A 24,957-nucleotide genomic window follows, 5' to 3' on the forward strand; every position below is an offset into this window, starting at 1 on the left:
CCGGCTCGGGAGCGGGCGGCGGAGGCGCGGCCCTGGGTTCCGGTGTCGGCTGCGGGCTTGGCGCAGGTGCGGCGACTGGGGGCTGGGGGTCGGGAGCCGGTGCCGGGCGGGGCTGCGGAGCAGGCGCGGCCAGATCCTCGGGGGAAGAGCCGTCCTGGTACCAGCTGTGCTTGCACTTGGCGCAGCGGACCGTGCGGCCTTCCACGCCGATGGCGTTATCCGGTACGGCGTAACGCGTAGAGCAGGCAGGGCAGGCGATAATCATACGAGTACCTCATAAGCACCATTCGTGCGGGCACGACAAGCACCCGACTTGTGGGTACGGGGCGTATTGCCCTTTTTTCCACATGGATTGCTCGCTATAGCGCGCGTGGCCGCATCTTTTCGGCCCTGCCAGGACTATTCACCAGAAGACGAATGACTGCCGAGGGCGAAATCATCCACTTCGACAATGTCGGGCTGCGCTATGGCACCGAACGCGAGGTGCTGAGCGATCTGACGTTTACCCTCTATGCGGGGCGCTTCTATTTCCTGACAGGCGCCAGCGGTGCGGGCAAGACTTCACTGCTGAAGCTTTTGTACCTTGCGCAGCGCCCTTCGCGCGGGGCGGTGCGCATGTTCGGCAACGACGCGATCACGCTTTCACGTGCGAGCCTGCCCGCGCTACGCCGCCGGATCGGCGTGGTCTTCCAGGACTTCCGGCTTGTCCCGCATCTCTCCGCTTTCGATAACGTGGCCTTGCCGCTGCGTGTGGCCGGACACGGGGAAAAGGACATCGCTGGCCCCGTGCGCGACATCCTCGAATGGGTTGGGCTCTCGGAGCGGATCGACGCGGTGCCTGCCACGCTTTCGGGCGGCGAGCAGCAACGCATCGCCATCGCCCGGGCGGTGATCGGGCGCCCGGCCGTTCTCGTCGCCGACGAACCGACCGGCAACGTTGATCCCGAGATGGCGCTCAAGCTGCTGCGCCTGTTCGAGATGCTCAACCGCCAGGGGACAACCGTGGTGGTCGCCACCCACGATCTCGATCTCCTGCGCAAGGTGCCCGACAGCCTCATCATGCGCCTGGAACGCGGGCGGCTGGCCGACCCAACCGGCGCGCTGCGCCATCCTCCGGTCCGTCGTACATGAGCCGCGATGCGACCACACGGCGTGAGCGGCGTCTGGGCCCCTCGATGCTGCACGGCATGCGGCGTCTGGGCGGGGGCGGTGCCGAGCTGATCCCGCAAGGGCGCATGTCCGGGCCGATGCCCTGGGTGATCGCGATCATGGTCGCCCTGACCGCGATCGCGCTTGCCGCCGGACTTTCCATCGGCAATGCGGTTTCGGCTGCGAAGGCGGAGATCGAGGGCGGCGTCACCATCCAGATCATCGAGCCGCGCGAGGATACCCGCGACCGGCAGACGCGCGATGTGGCGAAGGCCGTGCAGCAGCTTCCCGGCGTCAGCGGCCTGCGCATCGTGCCGCGCGAGGAGCTCGACAGCCTGATCGAGCCGTGGCTGGGCAGCGGCATCGCGGAAGCGACCGGCTCGGCCATTCCGGTGCCGGCGCTGATCGACGTACGGCTTGCCACCGGCGCTACGCCGCAGCGGGTCGAAACGATCCGCGCGGCGGCACGCAAGGTGACGCAGGCGGCCCGCGTCGATGCGCAGTCGAGCTGGCTGCGCCCGGTGTTCGAGGCGATGGTCTCGCTCCAGATTCTCGCCATCGCGCTGGTCGCGCTGCTCACCCTGGCACTGGCCGCTGCGGTGCTGCTGGCGGCGCGCTCGGCGCTTGGCGCCAACCGCGACGTGATCGAGATCGTCCATCTCCTGGGCGGTACCGACAAGCAGGTGGCGCGGGTCTTCCAGCGTTCGATCGGCTTTGATGCCGCGGGTGGCGGCGCCGTCGGGCTGGCGCTTGCGATGGTCGTCATCGTGCTCCTGGCTCGCCGCTTCGAGGGGCTGGGGGCAGGTCTTGTCGACAACGGCGCGTTGGGCTGGACCGACTGGCTGCTGCTGGCGCTGGTGCCGATCCTCGCCACGCTACTTGCCATGATCACGGCTCGTTTCACCGTGCTTCACGCCTTGCGCAAGATGCTCTAGGGTAAAGAGCACTGGTACACGCGGGCAAGTGTCGCCATAAGGCCCGCGAAAGCATTCATCCGCTATTTCCAACAAGGTCATGTTTCGTCGCACCGCCGCCTTTGTCGTGCTTGTCTGGTTCTTCGGCTTCGTCTGGTTCGCCGTGACGCTGCCCGGGCCAATGGCGGGTGTGCCCAAAAGTGATGCGATCATTGTGCTGACGGGGAGCAAGGGCCGCATCGAACATGCGCTCAATGTTTTGGAGAAGGGCGCGGCGCCGCGCCTGTTCGTCTCCGGTGTCGATCCCGAGGTGCGCCCGGTCGAGTTCGCGGCCGAGTTCAAGGTGCCTGCGCGCACCATGCAGTGCTGCGTGGACCTGGGTTTCGAGGCTTATGACACCCGCTCGAACGGGGTCGAAACCGCACGCTGGGTGGGGCGTCACAAGGTGCGCACAATCCGCTTGGTGACCGCCGACTGGCACATGCGCCGCGCCGAACTGGAATTGCTGCGCGAATTGCCAGAGGGTGTCGAGGTGCGGCGCGATGCGGTCCGCTCGCGTCCCAGCTTCAGCGCCCTGTTCCTGGAATATCATAAGCTCCTCTGGCGCCTCGCCAGCAATTTGTGGGAGCAATGGAGCCCGTGATGGAGACCCGTTTCGCAGACGTCGTGCGCAGCCTTGCGTTCTACGCCATCTTCTATCCCGGCTCGGCGATTATGGTATTCCTGGCCCTGCCTTTCGCAGCGCTGGGCGGACGCCAGATCTGGCTTCTGGCGCACTCCTGGAGCGCCTTTCACCGGTTCTGCTGCCGCTGGCTTCTGGGTATCCGGGTCGAGGTGAATGGCCAATTTCCCGAAGATGGTGTGCTGGTCGCGATGCGCCACGAGAGCTTCTTCGAGGCGATCGACTTGCCACTGCTGATGGCCTGGCCGACGCCTTTTCCCAAGTCCGAGCTTCTGAAGATCCCGGGCTGGGGCTGGGCGCTTGGGCGCTATGGCGTGGTGGCGGTCGAGCGCGCGGGCGGAGCGGCCTCGCTGCGCCGGATGATCGCGACCTCGCGCGGCTTCGCGGCCAAGGGGCGCCAGCTGGTGATCTTTCCGGAGGGCACGCGCATGCCGACGGGTGTCACCGCGCAGCTGCGCTCGGGCTTTGCCGGAACCTACAAGATGCTGGGCCTGCCGGTCGTGCCCGTGGCGGTCGACAGCGGACAGCTCTACCACCGCGTCTGGAAGAAGGCGGGAACGATCACCTATACCCTGGGCGAACGTATCGAACCGGGCCTTTCCCGCGCCGAGATCGAGGCGCGCGTAACGGCGGCGATCACCACGCACCACACGTAAAGATCGGATGAGAATGTCCGAGGGCAATGGCCCTCGGGCTCCCCAAACTGTCGAGCTCACCTTCCGCGCGCCACGGTGGCTAAATGCGGTGAGGTCGCCGATTCCGGGGTCAAGGGGAGATGGCGCCTGGGATCACTTCGTCATGGCCCTTCAGGCGGCGGAACTTCGGCTTCGCGTTCGATCCTCCGGCGTGCCTCCTCCAGTGTCCGTTCACCCTGAAAGCGCAGGCCCTCGCTGTCGAGCTGAATGTCGAGCGGCAACCCGTTGAGGTCGGTGGTGATGATCGCGGTGCCGTCCTCGATGCGCAAGCGGTTGCCTTCGCCCAGCGGCAGGCCGCCGTCGGGGATCTGGTCGAGCCCTTCGATGTCGAGTGGCTGCACCGGGCCTTCGGGGCGCGGCTTGGGGCGTGCGGGAGCGGCGCGCTCGCCCAGCGCCTGCTGCATGAAGCTGCGCCAGATACGCGCGGGGGTGGAGCCGCCCGACACGCGCCCGAGCGGGGAATTGTCGTCGTTGCCGACCCACACGCCCACCACGTAATCGCCCGCATAGCCCACGAACAGCGCGTCGCGGTTCTCCTGGCTCGTGCCGGTCTTGCCAAAGTTGGGCGAGCGCAGCATCGCCGCGCGCCCCGTTCCCCGGTTGATCGCGGCGCGCAGCATCTTTTCCATCGCCGCGTGCTGCGACTTGGAGAGGCTGTGCTTGCCGTCAAGCAGGCGTGCGAACCAGCCTTTCTCCTCGACAGGGAAGGCGCGCGGCTCGACCGGGAAGCTGTTGGCGGCAACGCCCGCATAGGCCGCCGTTAATTCGATCAGCGGCATCGTCGCCGTCCCCAGCGCCAGGCTGGGATCGCCCTCGGGGAGATTTTCTGTAACCCCAAGGCGCCGAGCGGTTTTGATCACCTTCTCGTCGCCCACCTGCTGGAACAGGCGCACGGCGGCGACATTGCTCGACCGCGCGAAGGCGTCCTCCAGCGTGATTGTGGGCGAGTAGCGCCCGCCTGAGTTCTTGGGGCGGTAGCCGCCGGTCTCGATGGCCGCGTTCGAGATGGTGTCCTCGGGGCTCCAGCCGTCCTGGAGTGCGGCGAGATAGACGAATAGCTTGAAGGTGGAGCCGGGCTGCCGTTTGGCCTGCGTCGCGCGGTTGAAGGGGCTCGTGGCGTAGTCCTTGCCCCCGACCATGGCGACGACCTCGCCGTTTGTACGCATGGCAACGAGCGCAACCTGGGCCGAGCCCAGTGCGGCGCTGTCGATGGCGCGCCGGGCGGCCAGCTGCAGACGCGCGTCAAGCGTCGTCGTCAGCGTCTGCGCGGCGTATCCCTGTTCGGTCATGCTGCGTGCCTGGGGCAGCGCCCAGTCGGCGAAGTAGGTGCCGGTGGGAAGGTCGTTGCCATCGCGCACGTCGAGCTGTGGAGGGGGAATGGCCGCGGCTTCCTCGCGCGTTATGTAGCCGGCATCGACCATCGCGGCGAGGACCACACGCATGCGCTTTTCCGCGGCCTCGTAGTGGTTGGTCGGCGCAAGGCTCGACGGCGCCTTCATCAGGCCGGCCAGCATTGCCGCCTGCCCGGGGAGCAGGCGTTCCGGGCGGCGGTGGAAGTAGTGCATCGAGGCCGCGCGGAGGCCATAGGTGTTGTCGCCGTAGTAGGCGTTGGAAAGGTAGCGCTCGAGGATCTCGTCCTTGCTCAGCCAGACCTCCAGCCAGAATGCGATGAGCGCCTCGCGCGCCTTGCGCGTCAGGCTTTGCTCGGGGGAGAGGAAGGTGAACTTGGCGAGCTGCTGGGTGATCGTGCTGCCGCCCTGCGTGGTGCCGGTAGTGAGGTTGGTCCAGGCCGCGCGCGCAATGCCATAGGGGTCGATCCCCCAGTGTTCGTAGAAGCGCCGGTCCTCAGTTGCGATGAACGCCTGCTTGACGTGGTCGGGCAGATCGGCGGCCTTCACCGGGGCCGCGACGATGGCCCCGTTGCGCGCAATCGGTGTGCCGTCGGCGGCCAGCAGCGTGATCTGCGGGGGCGAGACGGGCTGGAGCGACTTGGAGAGCGGCGCGGTTAAGGCCAGCCAACCGATCAGGAGCAGGAAGGCAAAGAGGACGCCAGCCGCCCCGCGCGAAATCCACCACCAGCGGGAACGCCTAGTGCGCGGCGTTTCGGGCGCGGCTTCGGGGCCTGGGGCCTTGCCGGAAAGAGACTGGGTGTCCGCGACCGGCTCAGTCGGTTCGGCAGCGCGCTTGAATCTGAACATGGCCTCATCACGATTACACGATCGGGCGCGCAGGCGCACCTCCTCGCCTTGCGCGATACCGTGGAGAACCTTTCGTGCAGCCGAACGGCCTCTCCACGCAAGAGAGCTTGACGCTCTCGCAAAATAGCGTAATGGGCACCTCTTCTGCGGCGCAATAGCGCCTGCGGGCGGTTAGCTCAGTTGGTAGAGCATCTCGTTTACACCGAGAGGGTCGGGGGTTCGAGCCCCTCACCGCCCACCATGGATTACACCTCATTACATCTCACTGAGCGTTGTAACCCGCAGAAAACTGCGATATTTTTAGGGCCTTCCTGCTCATCGCGTCCGCCGCCATCTCATGACTGCCCATCCTTTTGGGGCATATTTGGGGGCCTCGCGATTCTCAATTCGGGACGAGGCCCCCAATCATGTCGCTCACCGACTTTACCATCAAGAACGCGAAACCCCAGGCGAAAACCTACAAGCTGGGTGACGGCGCCGGTTTGTACCTTCAGGTCAACCCGTCCGGAAGCAAGCTGTGGCGGATGAAATACCGCTGGGAGAAGCGCGAGAAGAAGCTGGCCATTGGCCCTTATCCGCTCATCTCGCTGGCCGAGGCACGCGCCAGACGCGACCAGGCCCGCCTGCAACTTCTCGAAGGCATTGATCCTTCGCGCGAGAAGATCCTCGCCAACTATCTGGCACAGGCCAGCGGTGATGATCCTTTCGGCAAGGTTGCCCAGGAGTTCATCGACAAGCGGCGGCGTGAGGGCATGTCGGAATCGACGGCAACGAAAAGCGAATACTACATCACCCGGCTTGGCTCGGCGATCTCGCGGCTGCCGATCGGCGCAATCACCACGATCGAAATTCTCGTCGCGCTGCGGCGGATCGAGGCCAAGGGCAATTACGAGACGGCCAAGCGCGTCCTGCAGCTTGCCGGGCGCGTCTTTCGCTATGGGGTCGCAACCGCCCGGATTGTCTCCGATCCCACGCGCGACCTGCGCGGCGCGCTCATCGCGCCTCGTCCCAAGCATTACGGTGCGATCGTCGAGGCCGACCGGGTCGGTGAACTGCTGCGCGCCATCGACGGCTACGACGGGCAGGAACTGACCCGGCTTGCCATGCAGATCCTCCCGCACGTCTTTGTGCGCCCAGGCGAACTGCGCCATGCGGAATGGCACGAAGTCGACTTCGATGCCGCCATCTGGACCATTCCGACCGAGAAGATGAAGATGCGCCGTGCGCATCAGGTGCCCCTCTCACGCCAGTCCATCGAGATCCTGTGCCGGGTCGAGGAGATTTCAGGGCCGACTGGCTATGTCTTCCCCTCGATCCGCAGTCGGCGGCGACCGATGAGCGAGAACACGATCAATGCGGCCCTGCGCCGTCTTGGTTTCTCGGGCGACGAGATGACGGCGCATGGCTTTCGGGCGATGGCAAGCACGCTCCTGAATGAATCAGGGCAGTGGTCGCCCGATGCCATCGAGCGCGCGCTGGCCCATGGCGACAGCAACAAGGTGCGTGCTGCCTATCATCGCGGCATGCACTGGAAAGAGCGCGTCGAAATGGCGCAGTGGTGGTCCGACAATCTCGATACGCTCCGCAAGGCCGGTGCGAAACGGACTGCTGGCGCGCAGCGGCCTGGGTCTGCTAAGGCGTCACAAGCGCGCCGTAGTGACAGGGGGCGGGAGGACATCCGCCCTCGCGACCGCGACAGGAGATCTGCTTACTGATCCCAGGCCGGATACGGTTTGCTGCGAAGGGCGTGATGCAGTGTTGGAACCCGGTAGCTCCTATACTCGTTCTTGTTTTGTCAACCGAGACAATCTATATCAATTGAGCTGATAACAGAAAGCGTGGGTCCGATGACCAGGGTAGCGAAGAAAGTGCTGACGACAGTCAACGCTCCTTATGGGGCGAACCTTTCTGCGCACCAGCTTGCCGAAAAACTTGTCAGCTCAGATAGCGTGGACACTTTTGACGCGTCGGTTTTCGCCTTCTTTTCAGAGGTTAATCCCCCCCTGCAGAAGGCATTTATCGCGGATATGGGTGTGGACGAAGGCAAAGTCCATGTCATCGCGAATGCATTCGCGCAAAAGTCCGGATTTCCACTGGCGCTTGCTGCCTGACTTAGCGAATCATGCAGCAGCCTAGCCAGTGGGGCACGCTGTTTGATGCGGCGGTGGCGACGATTGAAAAAGCCGAAAGTGTAATCGGGCACAGGTTTCTGTGGAGCTTCGGTGGCGGAACGGCCCTGATGCTGCAGATCGATCATCGTGAAAGCCATGATGTGGATCTGTTTCTCGATGACCCACAAGTGCTGCCTTTCCTGAATCCGATCACGCAGGACTACACCATAGATCGCGAGCCGGACGACTATGAGGTCGATGGCGCGCGAATGATCAAGTTGATTTACGATGACGTTGGCGAAATAGATTTCATTTGCTGCGCTGATATCACTGAAAATAGTGCAAAATCGACCGAAATCCGCGGTGTGAAGGTCAAGCTGGAAACACCCGCAGAGATCGTCGGTAAGAAGGTCTTCTACAGGGGAGCGAGCCTGCAGCCACGTGACATGTTTGATATTGCCGCTGTAGCCCAAGCTTTAGGGACTGAGTATGTACTCGGCGCACTGCAGGAGGCTGGCGCGGACAAATGCAAGACTGCCCTGGCAGCTGCGCACCGTTTTGATGCGGACGCTGCGTACAAAGTGATCTCCCGGCTGATGCATCGCGAGAGCACGAAAGATCTCGTTCCTTCGGCTCGTCAGACTACAATCGATTTGCTGACGCAGGCATGTGATCACTGAAAAGTGCCTTGGCGATAAAAAATGGCGCTTATTCAACGCACACATTAAAAATGCAGCTGATCGATCTGGTCGAGAACCTCTCGTGCTCAATCTCATATGTTACGCTCGCACCACATGTACCTCGGGAAATCAGGCTGCGAGCCAAACCTGATTGAGAATCTGTGCGGCGAGAGCGGACTTGTCCTGCGGAAGGAAGCGCCCGTAGTGCTTGGCGACCATGTCGGGCGTGTCCTGGATCGCGTAGCTCGCGCGCTCGTATGACCCCGTCTGCTTGAGGATGTGGGTTGCAAGGACGTCGCGGATGTTGTGCGGCCCGTGCGGAAGCAGTCCCTTGATCACGCCTCTTTGTGTGTAGGGATTGTAGATGCCGTAGCGCTGTATCACGAGTCGCCAGGCCTCGTAGAAGGTGTTCTGGTCGTATTCTGCGGTTCGACTGGTGACCTTGGTGGTCTTGACGAAGAAGGTGCCCGGATCGGCGATTGTGCCGAGCAGCACCGGGCGGTGGCGACGGATAAATTCGTCGATGTGCCGGTGCAGGCCTCCCAGATCCGGCAAGACGAGGCGGAACGGGCGGCCATCGAAGAACGAGGACCCCGCGTTCTTGAAGGCGTTGGCGGGGATGACGACTTCCCAGCCATGGTCGCGTTCGCTCCAGCGGATCTCGCCACGCTTCAGCGCTTCGAGCTGACGCTCGGACCGGGGCAGCCGGTCACGCGGGCAGACCATCAACTGACGCAGGTTCTTCTGCCGCAATCCCAGATGCAGGCCGAGGCGAATGAGCAGGAACGCGCGCGCAGCTTCCGCCGCCGCGCGCGGATAGCGATCGGGATCGGGCGCCAGCCGCAGAACTTCGTCGGCGATCTTGCGGTACTCGCCCACCGGGCTGTCCGCTTCGAGAACGGGCAGGATGGGCTCGAACGGATCGCGATGCACGCGCGCGACGCGCTCGATTTCCTTGGCCCGGGCGACGGCGTGCGCGTGGAGCCGGTCGCAGGCCGTATCCCAGTCCTGCCGCGTGGCTTCAACGTCGGCCGCGCTCAGTAGGCCCTCGATAGGCAGAAGCCGCATTGCCAGTTCGGGCATCTGGCGCAACCATCCGGTACGCTTGCGGGTCAGTGCCGCTCCGAGGCGCAGCATGTCCACTTCCCAGCGGGTGAAGAAGCCGCGCCGTGCCTCGCGCCACTGGATGTACCAGTCCCAGGTTCGCGGAAAAACGAGCAGGGCCAGCGTGAGCTGCTCTGCGGGAACGCCGAGACCCGCGACGGCGTCATCCGGGGCTGCGTGCATGGCGCCGAACAGAAGGCCCAGGTGCTCCACCTTCTGTTGAATGGTCTCCTCGTTCCAGACCCCGTTCCGGTGAAAGCCGATGTCGGTGAGCGTGCTCGACTTGAATCGGATGAGTTCCGCCAGTTCGGCGGTGAGGCGCGGCGGAGCCTCCTTCGCCGTGCGGGTAAGGCTGGTGCCGGGATGCGCGTCGCCGCCTTCGCTCTGGTCATTTATCGGTGCCGGTCGGCCTTGAGGCTTGCGTCCGGTCAGCGAAGGGAACCGCAGGCCATAGCGCAGCTTGGCGGCATCGGCCTGATAGCGTCGATATTCGGTCGAACCGGAAATGATGACGGTGCGGACCCATTCGAGGATTTCCGCCCGCTCCTTGCGCGAGCGCTGGGCGAAATCGTCCGGCAAATGCCAGGACAGCCGACGTTGTTCGGCCGGGGCAATGCCGCGCACCGCCTGATCGGCGGGCGCGCGCCCAGGGTGCGGCAGCTTCGCCTTAAAATAGCCGGGAGGCAGTCCGTAGCGCGCCTCGATGCGCGCAAGCACGTCCAGGCTCGCGACGTTGCGGGGCAGACGCTTGCCCAGGCTCCAGCCCTTGAGCGTGTCGGCATGGAAGGTCTCGCCGGGGCGAATGATCGCGCGATGGAGGAGAAGGCTCGTTTCATCGAAGCGTTTCATGTGCAGCCGCAGAGCTTCGTCGAAGCTGTCCGGTTCCTCCCATTCTTGGAACAGGGCAACGGGATGTTCGGCCGGTTGCCTGCGCTTCGCTCCCCGTTTTCCCTGCCCCTGCTTTGGGGCCGCTGTTGGTTTCTGGGGGCTGGGGCGGAGCATGGGAATCTTTCGGCCTGGGTGTGAGACTTGTCGGGCGAGTGAAGCCCGATCGCGAGGCGCGGGCCTATTTCCCAACGAGGTGCCTAAGTCACTATGCTGGAATGAAAATTCAGAGGGTATCTTGTGGTTCGACGTTGGTAGCAGGTTATAGGCGGGGGCTGACCCGCGCCTGCGGCGCGGCCGGGCTCTATTTCGCTGTCGCTCAACCGAGCCACCGGCTGCGCCGCTGTCTCGTCGGATGAGCCGTGACGATCCCTGTCAGGATGCGGACTGCCTCCATCAGTCCGCCAAAAGTCGCCGCGCGTGAAGCGCGGCGGCGTTGAGCCTTGACGGCTCCGTGGTGGCGGGGGGCGTCGCGGCCCCTTAGCCCCGCCTCGACGGCGCGCAACCCGTCCGCTGCGCTGCCGGGTGCTCCTCTTCGTTTCGCCCCTTCGGGTGCGCCCCGCCTTTAGCCGGCGGGGCTTCTGGTCTGCTCCTGCCGCCCCCCGCCACCCTGGCGCCGGTCAATGGCGGTTGAGGAAAGGAGCAGGAGTTATGGCCGACCGTCGAAGCCTTTATGGCGAGGTGACCGCACGTGTGATCGCCGAGCTGGAAGAAGGACGCCTTCCGTGGGTCCAGCCTTGGGACAAGGCCCGGTGTGTATGTTCGATGCCGCACAACGCGGTGTCCGGACGCGTTTATTCCGGAATTAATGTGCTGATCTTGTGGTGCGAGGCGGTGGAGCGGGAATTTACCTCCCAGCGCTGGCTTACCTACAAGCAGGCCGAGAAGGCAGGCGGGCATGTTCGGCGGGGCGAGAAAGGCACAGTCATTTGCTACGCCGACCGCTTTACCCCCAAGGACGAGGCCGCAAGGGCCGCAGGCGAGGACCGCGAGGCACGCACGATTGCCTTCCTGAAGCGCTTCACGGCGTTCAATCTCGATCAGATCGAGGGGCTGCCCGAACAGTATGCGGAAGAACCGGTGGTGCCTGATCCCGTGATGGCGATAGCCGAAGTGGACAGGCTGATTACCGCCAGTGGTGCCGACTTCCGGATCGGTGGGAGCGAAGCATTCTATTCGCCCAAGTCTGACTATGTGCAGGTGCCCCCGCAGGCCGCCTTCCATGAACCGGTGAACTGGTTTCGCACGGCGCTGCACGAGCTTGGCCATTGGGCTGGCGGCAAGGGACGGCTGGAGCGCGATCAGAGTGGCAAGTTCGGTTCAGCCTTGTACGCCAAGGAAGAACTGGTCGCCGAAATGACCTCCGCCTTTGCCTGCGCATCGCTGGGCATCGAGCCCACGGTTCGCCATTCCGATTACATTGGGGCGTGGCTTGAAGTCCTGCGCGCCGATGAGAAGGCGATCTTCCGGGCGGCAAGTGCAGCCAGCAAGGGCGCCGACTACCTCCTGGCTTTCGGGGAGGACGTGGCATGATGCGGCGTTTCTACCAGCTGGAGCAGGCCATCCGCGAAGCGTTCCTGCGCGATGCCTTTCCCGAATACGAGGACCCGCAAGTGCGGCGAGTGGCGCGGGCGGTCCATTCGCTGCCCCGCTTCCACCGTCAGCTGTTCTGCCTCGTGCGCTACGATGGCTGGTCCTGCGACGAGATCGCCGCGCGCTTCGACATCAGCGTGCGCAGGGTGGAGATCGAGATGGGCCGCGCGATTGCGATGCTGAGCCAGTCGCTGGATCGGCAGAAGCGCAAGGGCTGGTGATCAAACGGGCGCGCCCGCTGGTGCGGGCGCGCCCGGCTCTTGCTGGATTGGGATGGCTGCTCATACCTGAGGGGGAAAGTCGTCGACCGAGTAGAAGAAGGGATTGCGCATCCATTCGGTGACGGCGCTTTCGCGCCAGCCGCAGCATCGTTCGGCGAGGCGCACTTGCCGGGGAAAGGTCCCGCTCTGGATCTTACGATAAAGGGTCGCGCGGGAAAGACCCGTGCGGTCGAGCACATCGCCGAGGCGAAGAAAGCGGTCAGGGGGCGACATCATGTTCATGTGGCATGTCCTCCGATTTGGTGAGGTGGACTGGCCGGCCACGAACAAGAATGGGCTAAAACGAGGCAGGATCAAGGGTATGCTGGCACTGGCTTGAGCGCAGAACCTGGCGAAGTGAACGATCCGGGACGTCTAAGGACGGTTGGGGACGAGCGAAAAAATATTCCGCCAGAATTTCCATTTTGACGTTCTGCTCGCAAGCCGTCTCAACAGGCATCGGGAGCCACCCAACATTCCGCATATCTGGTCGAATCACTCAGCGTAACGCACCGATGGATGGACGGCAGCGCTGCATTCGCGCACCGCAATACTGATTTCGATTCCGGGCCGATAAGCGAAAGTCCGGTGCGAAGTTGGGTCGCGGGGATAGCTGCCGCTCAAGCGCGGGCAACTCGCGACCAGGGTCGGTCATTCATACAGCTTGGTTAAACGTCCAAGCCTACCGTAACCTGCCATGACGGTAACTTGAATTTAGGAGGTGTCGTGGGCCACTGTATCGCATCGAGGATCGTGGCTTGCTCTCGAGGCTGGCGGTCAGAGCAAACACCTGGATGACGATCAGGTAAGAGCAGTGTAAGCCAGTAGCATGCCACGTCCGGATAAGTCGCCGTCCCCAGTTCGCTATTCCAACTCCTTACCCGAGGTGCGAGATGTGTTGCCGCCCTCAATACCCTCGTTGCAGATATTTGTGCTGGACGGCACTCCGTGAAGGTGCGTCGCGACGAATGGATATTGCCGGCGGGTATTCCGTTTGCGGAACTGAAGGGCCGTGATCTCGAAGAGTGCGTCTACTGGCTGCTCGACGCCATGGGGGCTCGCGATCTTGAGTGGCGCATTGGCGGAACAGGCGGGGGCGCAGCAGACGGCGGACGGGACATCGAGGCAACCTTTTACGTGCCCGGACCGGATGGAGAGATGGAGCCGCAGCGCTGGTGGGTGGAGTGCAAGGGGCGGAAGGGCACGGTCGAGGCGGCGGAGGTCCAATCCGCCGTGAACAATTCGACAGCGCAGGATGACCTCTCATATCTGTTGATCGTCACCAATACGCAGTTCTCCAATCCCACCCGAGACTGGGTCAAGCGGTGGCAGGGCACGCACCCTCGACCACGCGTGAAGCTATGGGATCAGGGATCGCTGGAGCGCCAACTCACACAGCATCCTGACGTCGTGCTACGTCTATTCTCCTCGGCTTTGAGTCCTACGGGATTGCTGAGAGCCCTGCAGCAGCGATTCTGGGATCGTTTCGAATATATGCCTGTAAAGGCGCTCCACACGCTATGGTCCGAACGGCACGCGATCACCTTTGATCCGCTAGAACGCGCGGCGTTGGTCGCCAACGAACTAGCGCACGGAAGTATAACGGCACGGCCTTGGGCGGCCTTAGCGGACCCCTCCGAAATCGTTGAAACCCTCGCGCTGGCCTTCCAGAATCTCGGCTATTTGGTGGTGATTGCCGACCGTGCTGGCGTGGATCAGAAGCCGATAATGGCGATGCTCGCGCATCTCATCATCGCAGCCTTGCGACGCTTCAATGCCCAGCTGGTCGCAAGCGTCCTCAATGAATGCATGATAAAGAACGGGCAGCGACTGCCCGACCAAGTCGTCGACATCTTGCTGCTGCCCGTGCTCGGACGGGTCGCGGGCGAGTTGCAGGACATCTGCGTCTCAGACTGCACGAGGATCTACACGTCGGAACCGTCCACCCTTGCGGCCGGGGATGACTCGATAGCCTCATACTGGCGGCGGTTCGATCCAGCCGGAAACAGCAGCGACGATGAAAACCGCGGGCAGTTGAGGCTTGAAAGCCATGACGGGGAATGCAAGGTGGGCTTCCCGGTCGACCGTGACTACAGCTGCCCACTATTTAGCTTGGAGGCTACGACGTCGAACTTGGCCGAGTTCTTAGCCGTGATGGAACGCATCTCCGACTTCCGTTTCACCGAGGCGCAAGACCGCTATGCCGAAGAGGATGAGGGCAGGCAAGCAAGGAAGTAGTTTGGCTCAAGCCTTGAGAACCAACCCGCTGCCGACGGGGAGGCCTAACCCAAGTGCGATCGCCAAACTGATAGGTTGAAGCTAAATATGTCGAAGACTGGTCGCAATTAACCCTACCCATGTGGCAGTGGGCTGCCCGCAACCTAGCGCACCAGGCTGGAGATCACTCAAACTTTGATAAGGCTCTCGCTGCTTGCGTACTAAACGTCTGCGGAGCCGAAGCATTCATCAACACGGTGTGTTTCTTCGTCGCGGATACGGCAGCCCATGCCCGGCCAGATGGTCCGCTATTCTAGGAAGTTGTCATTCGTCGCAGCGTCAGGAATGGCAGCATCGTCCCAGACCACGCCATAGCTGAAGGTCCGCTGCCTGGCGTTTGAAAGCCGGAGCCGAACGACAAAGGTGGGGCGCGAAAGAGAGGTTTCGCCCTCCAACTCCTTGGGTCAAAAAGGCCTGCTCCGCGCCCTTCTCCGCGATCGGGCATGTCCCGTCACATGGCACACATGATCGGCAAGCCCATAGACCAACGCGCGAACCGTGTCTGGAGTGAACCCGCTATCATCCGGTAACAGCCCGCCAGCCACATTCTGCTGGTTCCATTTCCAGTACGGCGAAAGCACCTGCATCAACCGCTCCGTCTCGGGGCAATCATAGCCGAACGCCGTGGCGTTCGCGTAGGCTAGTGAACGATCGACATGCAGGCCAACATGCCGCGCGCACCAGCTGTCCGGAAAGCCTACATCGAGCAGATGCGAGGACAGCGCCAGCTGCGTCACGATCCCGGCGGTGTAGAGAAAATAGGGCCAGTCACTGCGGCCATTGGGTTCAAGCCCGTGCATGAATTCCAGCGCCCGTTCGTAGCGCGCCCGGCTGAGGCTGCGGCCTTCCTGGGTTCGCAGCAATCGAACGGGCTGTGCACCATAAATCTTCCAGAGCGCAGCAAGTGCGGAATTGTCGTTTGGCAAGGAACGCAGCGCTGCGGAAACAGCGGCGATCTCATCGGGTGAAGCAACAGAAACAAAGCTGTCCATCGGCACCTCCGGGTCCGCATCTGAGCGGTTGAGCGGAAGAGGCGAGACATTATGCGGACCAGTCCCGAACTCCCGCACACTAGGCGCGGGAGCCGCCGGAGCTGGTAACATGCGAAAGCACATGCGCCGCCGCCTTTCACCCGAAGGTTTGGACATACGCGACGGCACCCCGGAAAACTGAGTTTTCCGAGCCGTTTGCTTTCGCGGGATTACCAGTCCCGGCGCTGCCCTTTGCGCAGCGCCCTTGCACGTTACCAGACGCGAATCTCTACGCCAAGGCCGGTTCAGGAACGGGCCGTTTGGTGCGCGTCTTCTTGCTGCATAATGGCGTCTTGCGCGAAGGCCCGCTTGCCCCTTCGCCTCCACAACGTCAGCGCTTGTTCGCGATCCTCGGTTCGCAGTCTGGCCGCCGCCTCGACAAGCAGGCCAAGGATCACGGCGCGGTCGTCATCGGTCAGCTCGACAAGTCCGGCCTTTACGACCAGCCCGCCTAGTTCGATCAGCTGGCGGGTACGTTCGCGCCGCTTCACCTGCCACTCGCGTGTGTCATGCCGCGCCTGGCCCATCGAACAGCGGTTGCGCGCTGCCCGGTTCCGTCGGAGCGCGGCGGGGCTCGCGTTCAGTTCGCTGGCGAGCCTTTGCTTTCCCTTCGCCCGAAAAGAACGCCGCGCCCCGTTTGCGCCACGCCTCCTTTCGTGCTGCGTCTGTGTTGCTGGCTGCATCGAGCAGAACGCCAGCCAATTCTTCGGGTGAGAGGGCATCGGCGCCGGTCGCGGTGACCAGCTCACCAAGCTGGCTCACCTTGCGGCTCTTGAGTTGCTTCGCCCTGTCGCTCAGCGCCTTCAGCTCGGCATCGTAGTCCCTGGGTTTGCGCATGGTCCGTCCTTTCGTTGAGGAAGTCGGACCATTGCGCTATCGGGAGTCTCAGCCCCCCTCAATAGCGTGAAATCCTCTGGGATTTCGTGTTCCCGAGTGCGATGAAATCGTTCGAGGGCGCGCTTATACGTCGTGCCGACGTGCGCTTTTGGGGGTAATTGGTAGGTCGTCATGGCGATCTACCACTTCTCGGCCAAAGTCATTTCCCGCGCCGCCGGATCGTCCGCCGTGGCCGCCGCCGCCTACCGCTCGGCCTCGCGGCTCCACGACCAGCGGTTAGAGCGCAGCCACGACTTCACCAACAAGGCGGGCGTCGTCCATTCCGAAGTCCTGCTCCCCGAGCACGCACCCGATGAATGGCATGACCGCGAGCGGCTGTGGAACGACGTCGAGTCGGCCGAGAAGCGCAAGGACGCACAGCTCTCGCGCGAAGTCGAGTTCGCCATTCCGCGCGAGATGAAACAGGCCGATGGCATCGAACTGGCGCGCGACTTCGTGAAGCGCGAGTTCGTCGACCGGGGTATGGTCGCCGATCTCAATGTGCACTGGGACATGGGGCCCGATGGGCTCGCAAAGCCGCACGCCCATGTGATGCTGGGATTGCGCGAAGTCAGCGAAGAGGGTTTCGGCGCGAAGGTACGCGACTGGAACCGCACCGAACTGCTCACGCACTGGCGCGAGGCCTGGGCACAGCACGTCAACACCCGGCTGGCCGAACTCGATATCGACGCGCGCGTCGATCACCGCTCGCTGGAAGCGCAAGGCATCGAACTGGAGCCACAGAACAAGATCGGCCCGGCCGCTTCGCGCATGGTCGACCAAGGGCTGGAAAGCGAACGCCTCGACGAGCATCACGCCATTGCAAGGGCCAACGGCGAGAAGCTGCTCGCGGCCCCGCACATCGCGCTCGACGCGATCACGCATCAGCAGTCGACGTTCACCAACCGTGACCTTGCCATGTTCGTCCACCGCCACAGCGAGGGTAAGGACCAGTTTGACCAGGTGATGGCCGTGGTGAAGGCCTCGCCCGAGCTGGTGAAGCTGGGCAAGGACGGGCGCGGCGAGGATCGCTTCACCTCGCGCGCCATGCTGGAGACCGAACAGCGGTTCGAACGGCAAACCATCCGGCTCGATGCTGAGCGCCACCACAGCGTGCCCGACCGGCATCGTGACCGCGCCCTCACGCGCGCCGAGGCGCGCGGCATGGTGCTCTCCCCCGAGCAGCGCGGGGCCTTCGAGCATGTCACCGATGCGCGCGGGATCAGCAGTGTCATCGGCTATGCCGGCACCGGCAAGAGCGCGATGCTCGGTGTTGCGCGCGAGGCCTGGCACTCGGCGGGCTACTCGGTCCAAGGCGCAGCGCTCTCAGGGATCGCAGCCGAGAACCTCGAACAGGGATCGGGCATTGCCAGCCGAACGCTCGCCAGTCTCGAACACCAGTGGGGCCAGGAACGCGAGTTGCTGACCAGCAAGTCCGTCCTTGTCATTGACGAGGCGGGCATGATCGGTACGCGTCAGATGGAGCGCGTGATGCGCGAAGCCGAAAAGCGCGGCGCCAAGGTTGTCCTCGTCGGCGATCCCGAGCAGCTTCAGGCAATCGAGGCGGGCGCTTCGTTCCGCAGTGTCGCCGAGCGGCACGGCGCAGTCGAGATCACCGCTATTCGCCGGCAATCCGAAGAATGGCAACACGAGGCGACGCGTCAGCTCGCTACCGGTCGCACCGGCGAAGCGCTCGCCGCGTACGAGAACGCAGGCCATGTCCATGCAACCGAGACGCGTGAGGACGCGCGCGCCAATCTGATCGATCGCTGGGAGAGGGACCGACAAGCGCATCCTGATGCCAGCCGGATCATCCTCACGCACACCAACGACGAAGTGCGCGAACTCAACGAGGCCGCGCGCAACCGCCTGCGGGTCGCGCAGATGCTCGGGCAGGACGTGGGGCTGACAGTCGAGCGCGGTGAGCGGACTTTTGCCTCGGGCGACCGCGTCATGTTCCTCAAGAACGAGCGCAGCCTTGGCGTAAAGAACGGCACGCTGGGCACCGTCGAACACGTCAGTAACACGAGCATGCGCGTGCGCACCGATGATGGGCGATCGGTCGCCTTCGACCTCAAGGACTATGCCCACGTCGATCACGGCTACGCGGCGACGATCCACAAGTCGCAGGGCATGACGGTCGACCGGGTCCACGTGCTGGCAACGCCGGGGCTCGATCGGCATGCCTCGTATGTCGCGCTCTCACGCCACCGGACGCAGGTCGATTTGCATTACGGCAAGGACGACTTCGCCGAACGCAGTCGGCTTGTCCGCGCGCTCAGCCGCGAGCGCGGCAAGGACATGGTCTCCGACTACACCCGCGCGCCTGAGCAGGCGCTCAAGCCCGAGCCAGCGCCGACACCGAAGAACGAACCCGAGGTTCGGCGCAATCCCTTCGCCGGGATGCGCTTCAAGGTGCAGCCGGAACCGGCCATTCAACAAGCCCAGCCACTCGACGCCGCCGTCGCGCGCTACGGGCGGGCGCTGCGCGACATTGACCGGATGCAGCGCCAGCGGCTCAATCCGATTATCAGCCAGGTGCACGCCCTCGATCGCGCGGCCAAAAGCCTCGATGCGCAGCGTCCGCACGCGGCAGAGGACATGTACGCCGCCATGAACAAGGACCCGTCGCTGATCGATGAGGCGGCCCAGGGCAAAAGCGCGCGAGCCATTCAGGCGATGCGCCTGGAGAGCGAGATCCGTGTCGCGGCCGATGAGCGAGCCGATCGCTTCATCGAAGAATGGCAGACCCGCACCCGCCAGTTCCTGCGCATGCAGAAGATGGGCGATCCCCTCGGCGCCGAACGCGCGGCGGAACGAATCGATTACCTGTCGAAGAGCTTTCATCGCGATCCGGAACTGGAATCCCGGCTCCACAGGAGATCTTATGAGCTGGGCTTCAAGCCCCGCGAAGGCAGTACGCTGTCTCGGGACATGCAGGATTGGATCAGCCGCTCGCGCTCACGCGGGCTTGAGCGGTAGCCTTCGCGCATGACTGAAACCAACCCACCTGAAGAGCTCGATGCTGCCGAGGCATTCGCGGCCATGAACCGCCGTCTTGCAGGCATGTCGGCGGCCATTGATGGCTTTGCCGCGCGCTTCGATCATTTGCAGGAGCGCGACTACAGCGCGGATCTGGCCAAAATCGATGGGCGGATTAATCAACTCGGGAAGGAAGTCCAATCCCTGAAAGGTCAGCCCGCAATGACCTTGACGCCCAAAAGTGTAAGCAGCCAGATCATAGCGGCTGCCCAAGAAGCGCGGCAGGCGGAGCAAATCGCCTGGACCCGGGCACGGCATGAATTGAACGTCGAGGCAAACTCGATCCGCGAAGTAGTCTATTCAGCTCGGGAGGCAGACAAACAGGACAAGTTGCTTCTCTACGTTTTGGGTGGTGGCTTCGTGATGGGCGCACTGCTGATGTTCTCTGCCCCAACTGTCGCCCTGGATATCGTACCGGACAGTTGGCACTGGCGCGAAAAGTCCGCTGTGGCGACCATGAAGCGCGATGGCTGGACTGCTGGCGAGCGCCTTATGCAGTTCTACGATGAGGAGCGCTGGGAGGAAGTGGCTCACTTCCTGCGATTGCCGGACGAGGAGCGCGCAAAGTTCGCAGACTGCGCGACGAAGGCGGAGGAGACGCAGAGCAAGGCCACCTGCCCTATCCACATGAGTTTGACGGACGGCAGATAAGGGCGGGCCTTGGGACATTGTGCCCGGTCCGCTTTGGAGCGCCGAAGTGGCGAAAACGTACTCTGGAGGGGCGAGACCCTACAGTCCGTTGGCGCCGACATATCGGACATTCGATCGACTTAATATGTTCCTTGAAACCTGCCTTTCGTTCACGATGAAAGGTATTAACGCCCATTCGACCCGCGTCGGCCTCAATCAGGATCGGTTCGTGGTGGGCGAGGATCTCGCCGGGATCATGAATGCGCTGCGCTGGAAGTCGCCACGTATGCCACGGGCGTACAACCGCGACCTGGCCGCTGAGGCCGGTGCTGTCGGTCGGCTCATGGGGAATATGGAATGACGGGCAGGTGGAGGGCTGGCGAGACCGTAACTGGCGATGACGCTCGCAGGATAGTCGCGGACCAGATCGAACAGCACAGCGCCGGGTTACATGCTGCGCTTGCAAAGTTTGATCGGCAGTCGGCCTTCTCCGCCTGGTTTGAGACGATCCGAGCCGTTGAGGAGCTCATTAATCTTCCACGTTTCGGTCTGAAAGAGCCTTGGCTCTGGGAAGCGCTCCTGGATTTGCCTCTCGACATGAGGCGTGAGCCACGCAGATTTCGCGTCCTGCACCACTACATCGTCTACCAGTTTGGGGAGGCATTCGCCAGCAGACTTACGAGCCTGCTTCTGCAGACGATGGCCGTCGGAATGGCATTTGCCTCACACAGGATTGAGTCGACCCGAGGCGCGTTTCAGTCAATCGGGTCGGCGATCGACTATTTCCAATCGCGACGCCGGCACCTGGTCTCGCTCCTCTACACCCTGCCGGGAGTGGCAAGCGGTCAGCAGTCAGTTCCCCAGATCGATACGCTAAACCAGTTTCTGCCCCTGGTTGAAATCAACGGTGCGACGCTTACAGGCCTCTATCAGAAAGCGATGCTGGCCGAGGTGTTTAAGGACTACACCTTGCAGTTCAGGGACAACGACTTCTGCGGATCTCATGAGTTTCCCATGCTCGACCGGATGCATCTCGAGCCCGAGAGAACGTCGATCATCGACATGCAACAGATTGACCCGGCGACTGTCAAGGCGGCTAACCTCGAGCCTGTATCCTCAGCCCGCCTCTTCTCCGCGGCCGAGCTTCGGAACGATATCCGGCTTATGGAGACGGCCTACGCCGAGTTTGATCTCGCTGGGTCCGAATTCCGGTTTGCGGCCCTTTTCGCCCGCCACATCGCTGATCTCGCCGAGGATGACTATTGGGTCAGGTTCTCGCGGCGCAAGTTCGAGCGTATCGCGTCTGCGCTGCGCCTTCCGAAAACTCTCCGGCAGGCCCTGATCCATCGGCCGGGGAGCTATACCGAAAACACCAACAGCTATGCGCCGCTGATCGAGATCGATGGACAACTGACAGGCACCGTCGCTCTGCTAAGCCGCTTCCTCTACTACTGGCGCAACGTCTGTCTGTATAAAAACAGGCGTTATCAAATCAGGTCGGGGTACATCTTCGAAAAAGCGGTGTCGGAGGAGCTCGAGCAGCAGGGATTTTCCCTGACGCCAGTCAAGCGCATCAACCACAAGGAGTTCGATGTCGTCACGATCCGGGAGGGCATCATTTTTAATATTCAGTGCAAAAACAACATGGTGGACGTCACCAAGCTCGAAGCTGACGTTCGTCTGTTCGCCCGATACAACCGCGCCCGGTCGGCGAGCTACGAACGGGCGCTCCGGAAGGAAGTGAACCGCGAGAGCCTTCTCCTGAAAGAACTCGGCCTGGCACGGGTTGAGCATCTTGTGGTGAGCCGCTTTCCCGTCGCAACCGATAATCCCCGCGTCATCTCGTATAGTCGGATCGGAGACATCGGGCCGATCGCGGCGGCGTTGGCACGCCACCAGATCTGATCTCTCGGACACTCCAGGACCTGTAATCACGTCATGGCGCACGTGAGCGTTGAAGGCCGCGTTCTCAGAGTTACATTCGCTCCCAGCGGTGCCCTCCGAAACCTTGGTTGTGGCGCCATCCCAAGCTGGACCGATGTTCGTGACCAAATGGACGAAGACGCTCGAAAATGATCCGATCGCACAGGCGATCCTGACCCCCGCGCGCCTTTACCGCGCCGACGAGGTCGCAACGACTGCTCCGCGTAAGTCGGGCCTCTATGGCTGGTACTTCGATGTGATCCCGGCCGGTATCGTTGCAGCTGACTGCCATCGGCAGGGGGCGTGGACGCTGCTCTACTGCGGCATCTCGCCGAAAAAGCCACCGACCAACGGTCGCCCGCCGAGTCAGTCCCATGTCCACCAGCGCCTGCGGACCCATTTTGGCGGAAACGCTGCTGGCTCGACGCTGCGCCTCACCCTTGGCTGTCTGCTCGAAACTGAAATCGGCACGATCCTGCGGCGGGTTGGGACGACTGGTCGTCTCACCTTTACCAATCCTGGTGAACAGTTGCTCGACCGCTGGCTGCATGCCCACGCGCGGGTCGTCTGGGTCGAGCATAAGACGCCCTGGGAAGCAGAACATGCTTTGCTGGCAAGCGGCCTACCGTTGCCTCTGAACATCGAGGGCAATCCATGCGCAGCATTCACGGCGCCGCTGTCGGCGTTGCGCAGTGCCGCCAAGCGGCGGGCAGAGGGAATGCCTTTGATCGGTGACAGCGGTGGTCCCCGCCGCGCGCTGAAGCAGGTGCAGGGATGAGTAGTGATGTCTTCTGCTGCTACGCCTGCGTCGGCGACCCGTTTCTGAAGGCGAGGATCAGGGCTGAAGGGGGGATAGAGACCTGCGAGCAGTGCGGTAAAGATCGGGAATCCGTGTCCGAATTCGATCTTGGTCAATGGATCGAGGAGGTGCTGGAAGCGCATTTCGAGCCCGGCGACGGTGATGATATCCCCTCGATTATTGAACAAATTGCAGGGCTGCAGCCTGAGTTCGCGCAGCAAATCGCGGACGAGCTTGGTTCGCTTGCCGGGTATGTCGCGAGCGGTGGCGAAACCTTCTATGATTCCGATGAAGGCTATCTCGCCATCCAAAATCCGTCAGGCGCTCACGATCACCAGTGGGAGACCTTCAGCCAATCGGTGAGATCGCGGGCTCGTTTCTTCAACCGGGAGGCGGAGGAGTGGCTTGCCAAGATCTTCGGGCCCTTGTCGGAGGACAGGACGTGGCGCGACGAGGCCGTCATCAAGACCTGCGATATCGGCACCGGCTTCTATCGCGCGCGTCATGTACCCACGGAAGCGAAAGCCTATGAAATCTTGCGTTCGCCGGCTGCGCAGCTTGGGCCCTTGCCGAACGGCGCGGGTTCGGCCGGGCGCATGAACGCCGCCGGGGTATCGGTCTTTTACGGTGCATTCGACGTCGAGACATGCGTGGCGGAGATCAGGCCGCCAGTAGGCTCGACTGTCGTCTCGGCGCGCTTTGAGCTCCAGCGTCCGCTGCAACTCCTCGACTTTGATCTACTCGAGATGGTGGTCGCAAAGGCCAGTCATTTCGATCCAGACTATGCGATGAAGATGGAGCGTGCGCTGTTCCTTCGCGCTTTTGGTAGGCGCATCGCGGAGCCGGTGATGCCGGGGGAAGAAGGGTTCGGCTATCTGGCGACCCAGATCGTTGCCGATTATCTGGCCCAGCGTGCCGATCCTCTGCTGGATGGGATGATCTATCGCTCGACCCAGACCGGGAGCAAAGGCCGCAACGTTGTCCTCTTCAATCACGCTTCGCGTGTCATCGGCGACCCTAAGCCTGCCTCAAGTTTAGGACTTGCAGTGGTCGATACAAGGCCGGATACGCTGGCACTGGTATCTGATAGCATAGAAATCACCGATATCCGGGCGGTCTCATATGATCAGCCGCGTCGGTCGGTCGAGATCTGGGAGATCGAGCTCGAGGAGCGCGAGCATTGCCCCGATTGAAATCGCGGCAGTTAGCTTACAACGTAGTCTGCCTCAGCGCATCCGATTGTCATAGTGTTCCCAGAGTTCCTCGTCGGAAACCTGAATGATCGCGTTGATCTGCAAGGGCGGGATCGGATCGTAGAAGACCAGCGCTGCGCCCTCCTCGAAGGCCTCCGTGTCGCTGTCGCCGGTTGCGAGCCACCAAGCTAGTGCCTCGATCAATTCGCCGATCAAATTGGGCTGGTCGCCTAATTCACCGTGGGGGTTTGCAGCCCTTAGTGCAGCCTCGCCTCTCAACCGAATCTGCACGAGAGATCCAATGCCGCGACGGCGATTCTGCTCATGACAAATCTCGCTGTCGAGGAGGTAGTTTGCGACATGGTGGTCGAACTCTGAGCCCTCGACCAAATAGTGATTGCATCCGCGAACGAGGCCGCTGCGCGATAGCAGCGCGAATACCATGCCCTCACGAACTCCGCCCGAACGGCCCACGAACGCGATTGCCTGAGGAACGCGATGGGCGATCTCAGGCCAGCGTGGATGATCACCCAAGAACGCCTCGATTGCCGAGATGCGATCAGCGGTGGACATCAGTTTGAGTCCCTCACGCAATATGGACGAGCGCTGCGCCTCGTTGATACGCGTGCCGTGATAAACGAGCACGTCCTGATCAGTGATCCAAGCGCGCACTCCCTCTATCAGGGCGTGTTTGTCGACCAGCTGGTACAGCGCAATGCTGGCATCATTGGGACCCGCCGGCTGTGTGCCTGCGATCGCTTCGCCAACGTACTGGGGCAGGATGTTACCGAGATGGGCGGCTAGCCCCGGCAGCCAAGCTGCACCATTGTCGAAATCGACCGTGATTCTATCACTTTCCATCATTCCCAATCTCGGAACCCTGGCGGCTTCTCGTCAAGCGCGATCAGCCATTTC

The 24,957-nt window shown here is 62.7% G+C and carries 23 protein-coding genes, 1 tRNA gene and 1 pseudogene; 17 read left to right on the forward strand and 8 right to left on the reverse strand.

Features of this window, described 5'->3' with window-relative positions; genetic code table 11:
• A partial coding sequence (locus FMM79_RS21795; RefSeq protein WP_240338980.1) for an MJ0042-type zinc finger domain-containing protein occupies positions 1-265 on the reverse strand: 265 nt, incomplete at its 3' end.
• Between the two features lie 152 nt (positions 266-417).
• Here FMM79_RS21795 and ftsE point away from each other — a divergent pair.
• From ftsE to FMM79_RS04570, 4 genes are all read left to right on the forward strand, one after another.
• On the forward strand, positions 418-1,131 hold the full coding sequence (ftsE, locus tag FMM79_RS04555; protein ID WP_148626373.1) for a cell division ATP-binding protein FtsE: 714 nt from the start codon (positions 418-420) through the stop codon (positions 1,129-1,131).
• 44 nt (positions 1,132-1,175) lie between these two features.
• Complete coding sequence (locus FMM79_RS04560) at positions 1,176-2,084, forward strand: ABC transporter permease (protein WP_148626398.1); 909 nt, start codon at positions 1,176-1,178, stop codon at positions 2,082-2,084.
• A gap of 79 nt (positions 2,085-2,163) precedes the next feature.
• Positions 2,164-2,706, forward strand: a complete 543-nt coding sequence (locus tag FMM79_RS04565) for a YdcF family protein (RefSeq protein ID WP_148626374.1) — start codon at positions 2,164-2,166, stop codon at positions 2,704-2,706.
• On the forward strand, positions 2,706-3,401 hold the full coding sequence (locus FMM79_RS04570; RefSeq protein ID WP_148626375.1) for a 1-acyl-sn-glycerol-3-phosphate acyltransferase: 696 nt from the start codon (positions 2,706-2,708) through the stop codon (positions 3,399-3,401). Before FMM79_RS04565 ends, FMM79_RS04570 begins: the two co-directional genes overlap by 1 nt.
• 140 nt (positions 3,402-3,541) lie before the next feature.
• Here the strand turns inward: FMM79_RS04570 and FMM79_RS04575 are convergent, their stop codons facing one another.
• Entirely contained in the window at positions 3,542-5,638 is a 2,097-nt protein-coding gene (locus tag FMM79_RS04575) for a transglycosylase domain-containing protein (protein WP_148626376.1), read from the reverse strand.
• Between the two features lie 165 nt (positions 5,639-5,803).
• On the opposite strand from FMM79_RS04575, the gene FMM79_RS04580 reads away from it, so the two are divergent.
• The 4 genes from FMM79_RS04580 to FMM79_RS04595 all read left to right on the forward strand — a co-directional run bounded on the left by FMM79_RS04580 (position 5,804) and on the right by FMM79_RS04595 (position 8,429).
• A tRNA-Val gene (locus FMM79_RS04580) sits at positions 5,804-5,879 on the forward strand.
• Between the two features lie 166 nt (positions 5,880-6,045).
• Positions 6,046-7,353 (forward strand): integrase arm-type DNA-binding domain-containing protein, encoded by a 1,308-nt coding sequence (locus tag FMM79_RS04585; protein WP_148626377.1) that lies wholly within the window; start codon positions 6,046-6,048, stop codon positions 7,351-7,353.
• 132 nt (positions 7,354-7,485) lie between these two features.
• Positions 7,486-7,749, forward strand: coding sequence for a hypothetical protein (locus FMM79_RS04590; protein WP_148626378.1), 264 nt, complete (start codon positions 7,486-7,488; stop codon positions 7,747-7,749).
• An 11-nt stretch (positions 7,750-7,760) separates the two neighbouring features.
• The gene (locus FMM79_RS04595; RefSeq protein WP_148626379.1) at positions 7,761-8,429 is read left to right on the forward strand and encodes a nucleotidyl transferase AbiEii/AbiGii toxin family protein; all 669 of its coding nucleotides are present in this window, start codon (positions 7,761-7,763) and stop codon (positions 8,427-8,429) included.
• Positions 8,430-8,558: 129 nt separating this feature from the next.
• On the opposite strand, the gene FMM79_RS04600 is transcribed toward FMM79_RS04595, so the two are convergent.
• Positions 8,559-10,382 carry a hypothetical protein gene (locus tag FMM79_RS04600; protein WP_240338982.1) on the reverse strand — a complete coding sequence of 608 codons (1,824 nt, stop codon included), beginning with the start codon at positions 10,380-10,382 and terminating at the stop codon, positions 8,559-8,561.
• 687 nt (positions 10,383-11,069) lie between these two features.
• On the opposite strand from FMM79_RS04600, the gene FMM79_RS04605 reads away from it, so the two are divergent.
• Together FMM79_RS04605 and FMM79_RS04610 are read left to right on the forward strand one after the other, a co-directional pair.
• Complete coding sequence (locus FMM79_RS04605) at positions 11,070-11,951, forward strand: ArdC family protein (protein WP_148626380.1); 882 nt, start codon at positions 11,070-11,072, stop codon at positions 11,949-11,951.
• Positions 11,948-12,232: an RNA polymerase sigma factor gene (locus FMM79_RS04610; RefSeq protein WP_148626381.1), complete on the forward strand. Its 285-nt coding sequence runs from the start codon at positions 11,948-11,950 to the stop codon at positions 12,230-12,232. The genes FMM79_RS04605 and FMM79_RS04610 overlap by 4 nt, the downstream gene beginning before the upstream one ends.
• Positions 12,233-12,292: 60 nt before the next feature.
• On the opposite strand, the gene FMM79_RS04615 is transcribed toward FMM79_RS04610, so the two are convergent.
• Entirely contained in the window at positions 12,293-12,505 is a 213-nt protein-coding gene (locus FMM79_RS04615) for a helix-turn-helix transcriptional regulator (protein WP_371710821.1), read from the reverse strand.
• 714 nt (positions 12,506-13,219) lie between these two features.
• On the opposite strand from FMM79_RS04615, the gene FMM79_RS04620 reads away from it, so the two are divergent.
• A complete protein-coding gene (locus FMM79_RS04620) occupies positions 13,220-14,509 on the forward strand; it encodes a restriction endonuclease (RefSeq protein ID WP_162528443.1) in 1,290 nt (429 codons plus the stop codon).
• Positions 14,510-14,952: 443 nt separating this feature from the next.
• Here FMM79_RS04620 and FMM79_RS04625 read toward each other — a convergent pair whose 3' ends face one another.
• From FMM79_RS04625 to FMM79_RS04635, 3 genes are all read right to left on the reverse strand, one after another.
• Entirely contained in the window at positions 14,953-15,540 is a 588-nt protein-coding gene (locus FMM79_RS04625) for a hypothetical protein (RefSeq protein ID WP_148626383.1), read from the reverse strand.
• Positions 15,541-15,824: 284 nt separating this feature from the next.
• Entirely contained in the window at positions 15,825-16,070 is a 246-nt protein-coding gene (locus FMM79_RS04630) for a conjugal transfer protein TraD (protein ID WP_148626384.1), read from the reverse strand.
• A gap of 16 nt (positions 16,071-16,086) precedes the next feature.
• Positions 16,087-16,416: a conjugal transfer protein TraD gene (locus FMM79_RS04635; protein WP_148626385.1), complete on the reverse strand. Its 330-nt coding sequence runs from the start codon at positions 16,414-16,416 to the stop codon at positions 16,087-16,089.
• Positions 16,417-16,587: 171 nt separating this feature from the next.
• Between FMM79_RS04635 and traA the strand changes: the two genes are divergently transcribed.
• From traA to FMM79_RS04665, 6 genes and pseudogenes are all read left to right on the forward strand, one after another.
• The gene (traA, locus tag FMM79_RS04640; RefSeq protein ID WP_148626386.1) at positions 16,588-19,437 is read left to right on the forward strand and encodes a Ti-type conjugative transfer relaxase TraA; all 2,850 of its coding nucleotides are present in this window, start codon (positions 16,588-16,590) and stop codon (positions 19,435-19,437) included.
• A gap of 9 nt (positions 19,438-19,446) precedes the next feature.
• Entirely contained in the window at positions 19,447-20,148 is a 702-nt protein-coding gene (locus tag FMM79_RS04645) for a DUF6118 family protein (RefSeq protein WP_148626387.1), read from the forward strand.
• A 151-nt stretch (positions 20,149-20,299) separates the two neighbouring features.
• Positions 20,300-20,488, forward strand: a pseudogene (locus tag FMM79_RS04650) (integrase); the annotation flags it as partial.
• Positions 20,485-22,032 carry a hypothetical protein gene (locus FMM79_RS04655; protein WP_148626388.1) on the forward strand — a complete coding sequence of 516 codons (1,548 nt, stop codon included), beginning with the start codon at positions 20,485-20,487 and terminating at the stop codon, positions 22,030-22,032. The pseudogene FMM79_RS04650 and the gene FMM79_RS04655, both read left to right, overlap by 4 nt.
• Before the next feature lie 133 nt (positions 22,033-22,165).
• Positions 22,166-22,828 carry a GIY-YIG nuclease family protein gene (locus FMM79_RS04660; RefSeq protein ID WP_148626389.1) on the forward strand — a complete coding sequence of 221 codons (663 nt, stop codon included), beginning with the start codon at positions 22,166-22,168 and terminating at the stop codon, positions 22,826-22,828.
• Positions 22,825-24,042: an RES family NAD+ phosphorylase gene (locus tag FMM79_RS04665; protein WP_148626390.1), complete on the forward strand. Its 1,218-nt coding sequence runs from the start codon at positions 22,825-22,827 to the stop codon at positions 24,040-24,042. Before FMM79_RS04660 ends, FMM79_RS04665 begins: the two co-directional genes overlap by 4 nt.
• A 33-nt stretch (positions 24,043-24,075) precedes the next feature.
• On the opposite strand, the gene FMM79_RS04670 is transcribed toward FMM79_RS04665, so the two are convergent.
• Entirely contained in the window at positions 24,076-24,906 is an 831-nt protein-coding gene (locus FMM79_RS04670; protein WP_148626391.1) for a hypothetical protein, read from the reverse strand.
• Between the last annotated feature and the right edge of the window lie 51 nt (positions 24,907-24,957).

The sequence above is a fragment of the Novosphingobium sp. BW1 genome, assembly GCF_008107685.1.
Lineage (GTDB): Bacteria > Pseudomonadota > Alphaproteobacteria > Sphingomonadales > Sphingomonadaceae > Novosphingobium.

What these genes read in the sequence shown, in the direction of transcription:
- ftsE (WP_148626373.1), top strand. Translation starts at nt 418, where the DNA reads ATGACTGCCGAGGGCGAAATCATCCACTTCGACAATGTCGGGCTGCGC.
- FMM79_RS04560 (WP_148626398.1), top strand. Translation starts at nt 1,176, where the DNA reads ATGCTGCACGGCATGCGGCGTCTGGGCGGGGGCGGTGCCGAGCTGATC.
- FMM79_RS04565 (WP_148626374.1), top strand. Translation starts at nt 2,164, where the DNA reads ATGTTTCGTCGCACCGCCGCCTTTGTCGTGCTTGTCTGGTTCTTCGGC.
- FMM79_RS04570 (WP_148626375.1), top strand. Translation starts at nt 2,706, where the DNA reads ATGGAGACCCGTTTCGCAGACGTCGTGCGCAGCCTTGCGTTCTACGCC.
- FMM79_RS04575 (WP_148626376.1), bottom strand. Translation starts at nt 5,638, where the DNA reads ATGTTCAGATTCAAGCGCGCTGCCGAACCGACTGAGCCGGTCGCGGAC.
- FMM79_RS04585 (WP_148626377.1), top strand. Translation starts at nt 6,046, where the DNA reads ATGTCGCTCACCGACTTTACCATCAAGAACGCGAAACCCCAGGCGAAA.
- FMM79_RS04590 (WP_148626378.1), top strand. Translation starts at nt 7,486, where the DNA reads ATGACCAGGGTAGCGAAGAAAGTGCTGACGACAGTCAACGCTCCTTAT.
- FMM79_RS04595 (WP_148626379.1), top strand. Translation starts at nt 7,761, where the DNA reads ATGCAGCAGCCTAGCCAGTGGGGCACGCTGTTTGATGCGGCGGTGGCG.
- FMM79_RS04600 (WP_240338982.1), bottom strand. Translation starts at nt 10,382, where the DNA reads ATGAAACGCTTCGATGAAACGAGCCTTCTCCTCCATCGCGCGATCATT.
- FMM79_RS04605 (WP_148626380.1), top strand. Translation starts at nt 11,070, where the DNA reads ATGGCCGACCGTCGAAGCCTTTATGGCGAGGTGACCGCACGTGTGATC.
- FMM79_RS04610 (WP_148626381.1), top strand. Translation starts at nt 11,948, where the DNA reads ATGATGCGGCGTTTCTACCAGCTGGAGCAGGCCATCCGCGAAGCGTTC.
- FMM79_RS04615 (WP_371710821.1), bottom strand. Translation starts at nt 12,505, where the DNA reads ATGTCGCCCCCTGACCGCTTTCTTCGCCTCGGCGATGTGCTCGACCGC.
- FMM79_RS04625 (WP_148626383.1), bottom strand. Translation starts at nt 15,540, where the DNA reads ATGGACAGCTTTGTTTCTGTTGCTTCACCCGATGAGATCGCCGCTGTT.
- FMM79_RS04635 (WP_148626385.1), bottom strand. Translation starts at nt 16,416, where the DNA reads ATGCGCAAACCCAGGGACTACGATGCCGAGCTGAAGGCGCTGAGCGAC.
- traA (WP_148626386.1), top strand. Translation starts at nt 16,588, where the DNA reads ATGGCGATCTACCACTTCTCGGCCAAAGTCATTTCCCGCGCCGCCGGA.
- FMM79_RS04645 (WP_148626387.1), top strand. Translation starts at nt 19,447, where the DNA reads ATGACTGAAACCAACCCACCTGAAGAGCTCGATGCTGCCGAGGCATTC.
- FMM79_RS04655 (WP_148626388.1), top strand. Translation starts at nt 20,485, where the DNA reads ATGACGGGCAGGTGGAGGGCTGGCGAGACCGTAACTGGCGATGACGCT.
- FMM79_RS04660 (WP_148626389.1), top strand. Translation starts at nt 22,166, where the DNA reads ATGTTCGTGACCAAATGGACGAAGACGCTCGAAAATGATCCGATCGCA.
- FMM79_RS04665 (WP_148626390.1), top strand. Translation starts at nt 22,825, where the DNA reads ATGAGTAGTGATGTCTTCTGCTGCTACGCCTGCGTCGGCGACCCGTTT.
- FMM79_RS04670 (WP_148626391.1), bottom strand. Translation starts at nt 24,906, where the DNA reads ATGATGGAAAGTGATAGAATCACGGTCGATTTCGACAATGGTGCAGCT.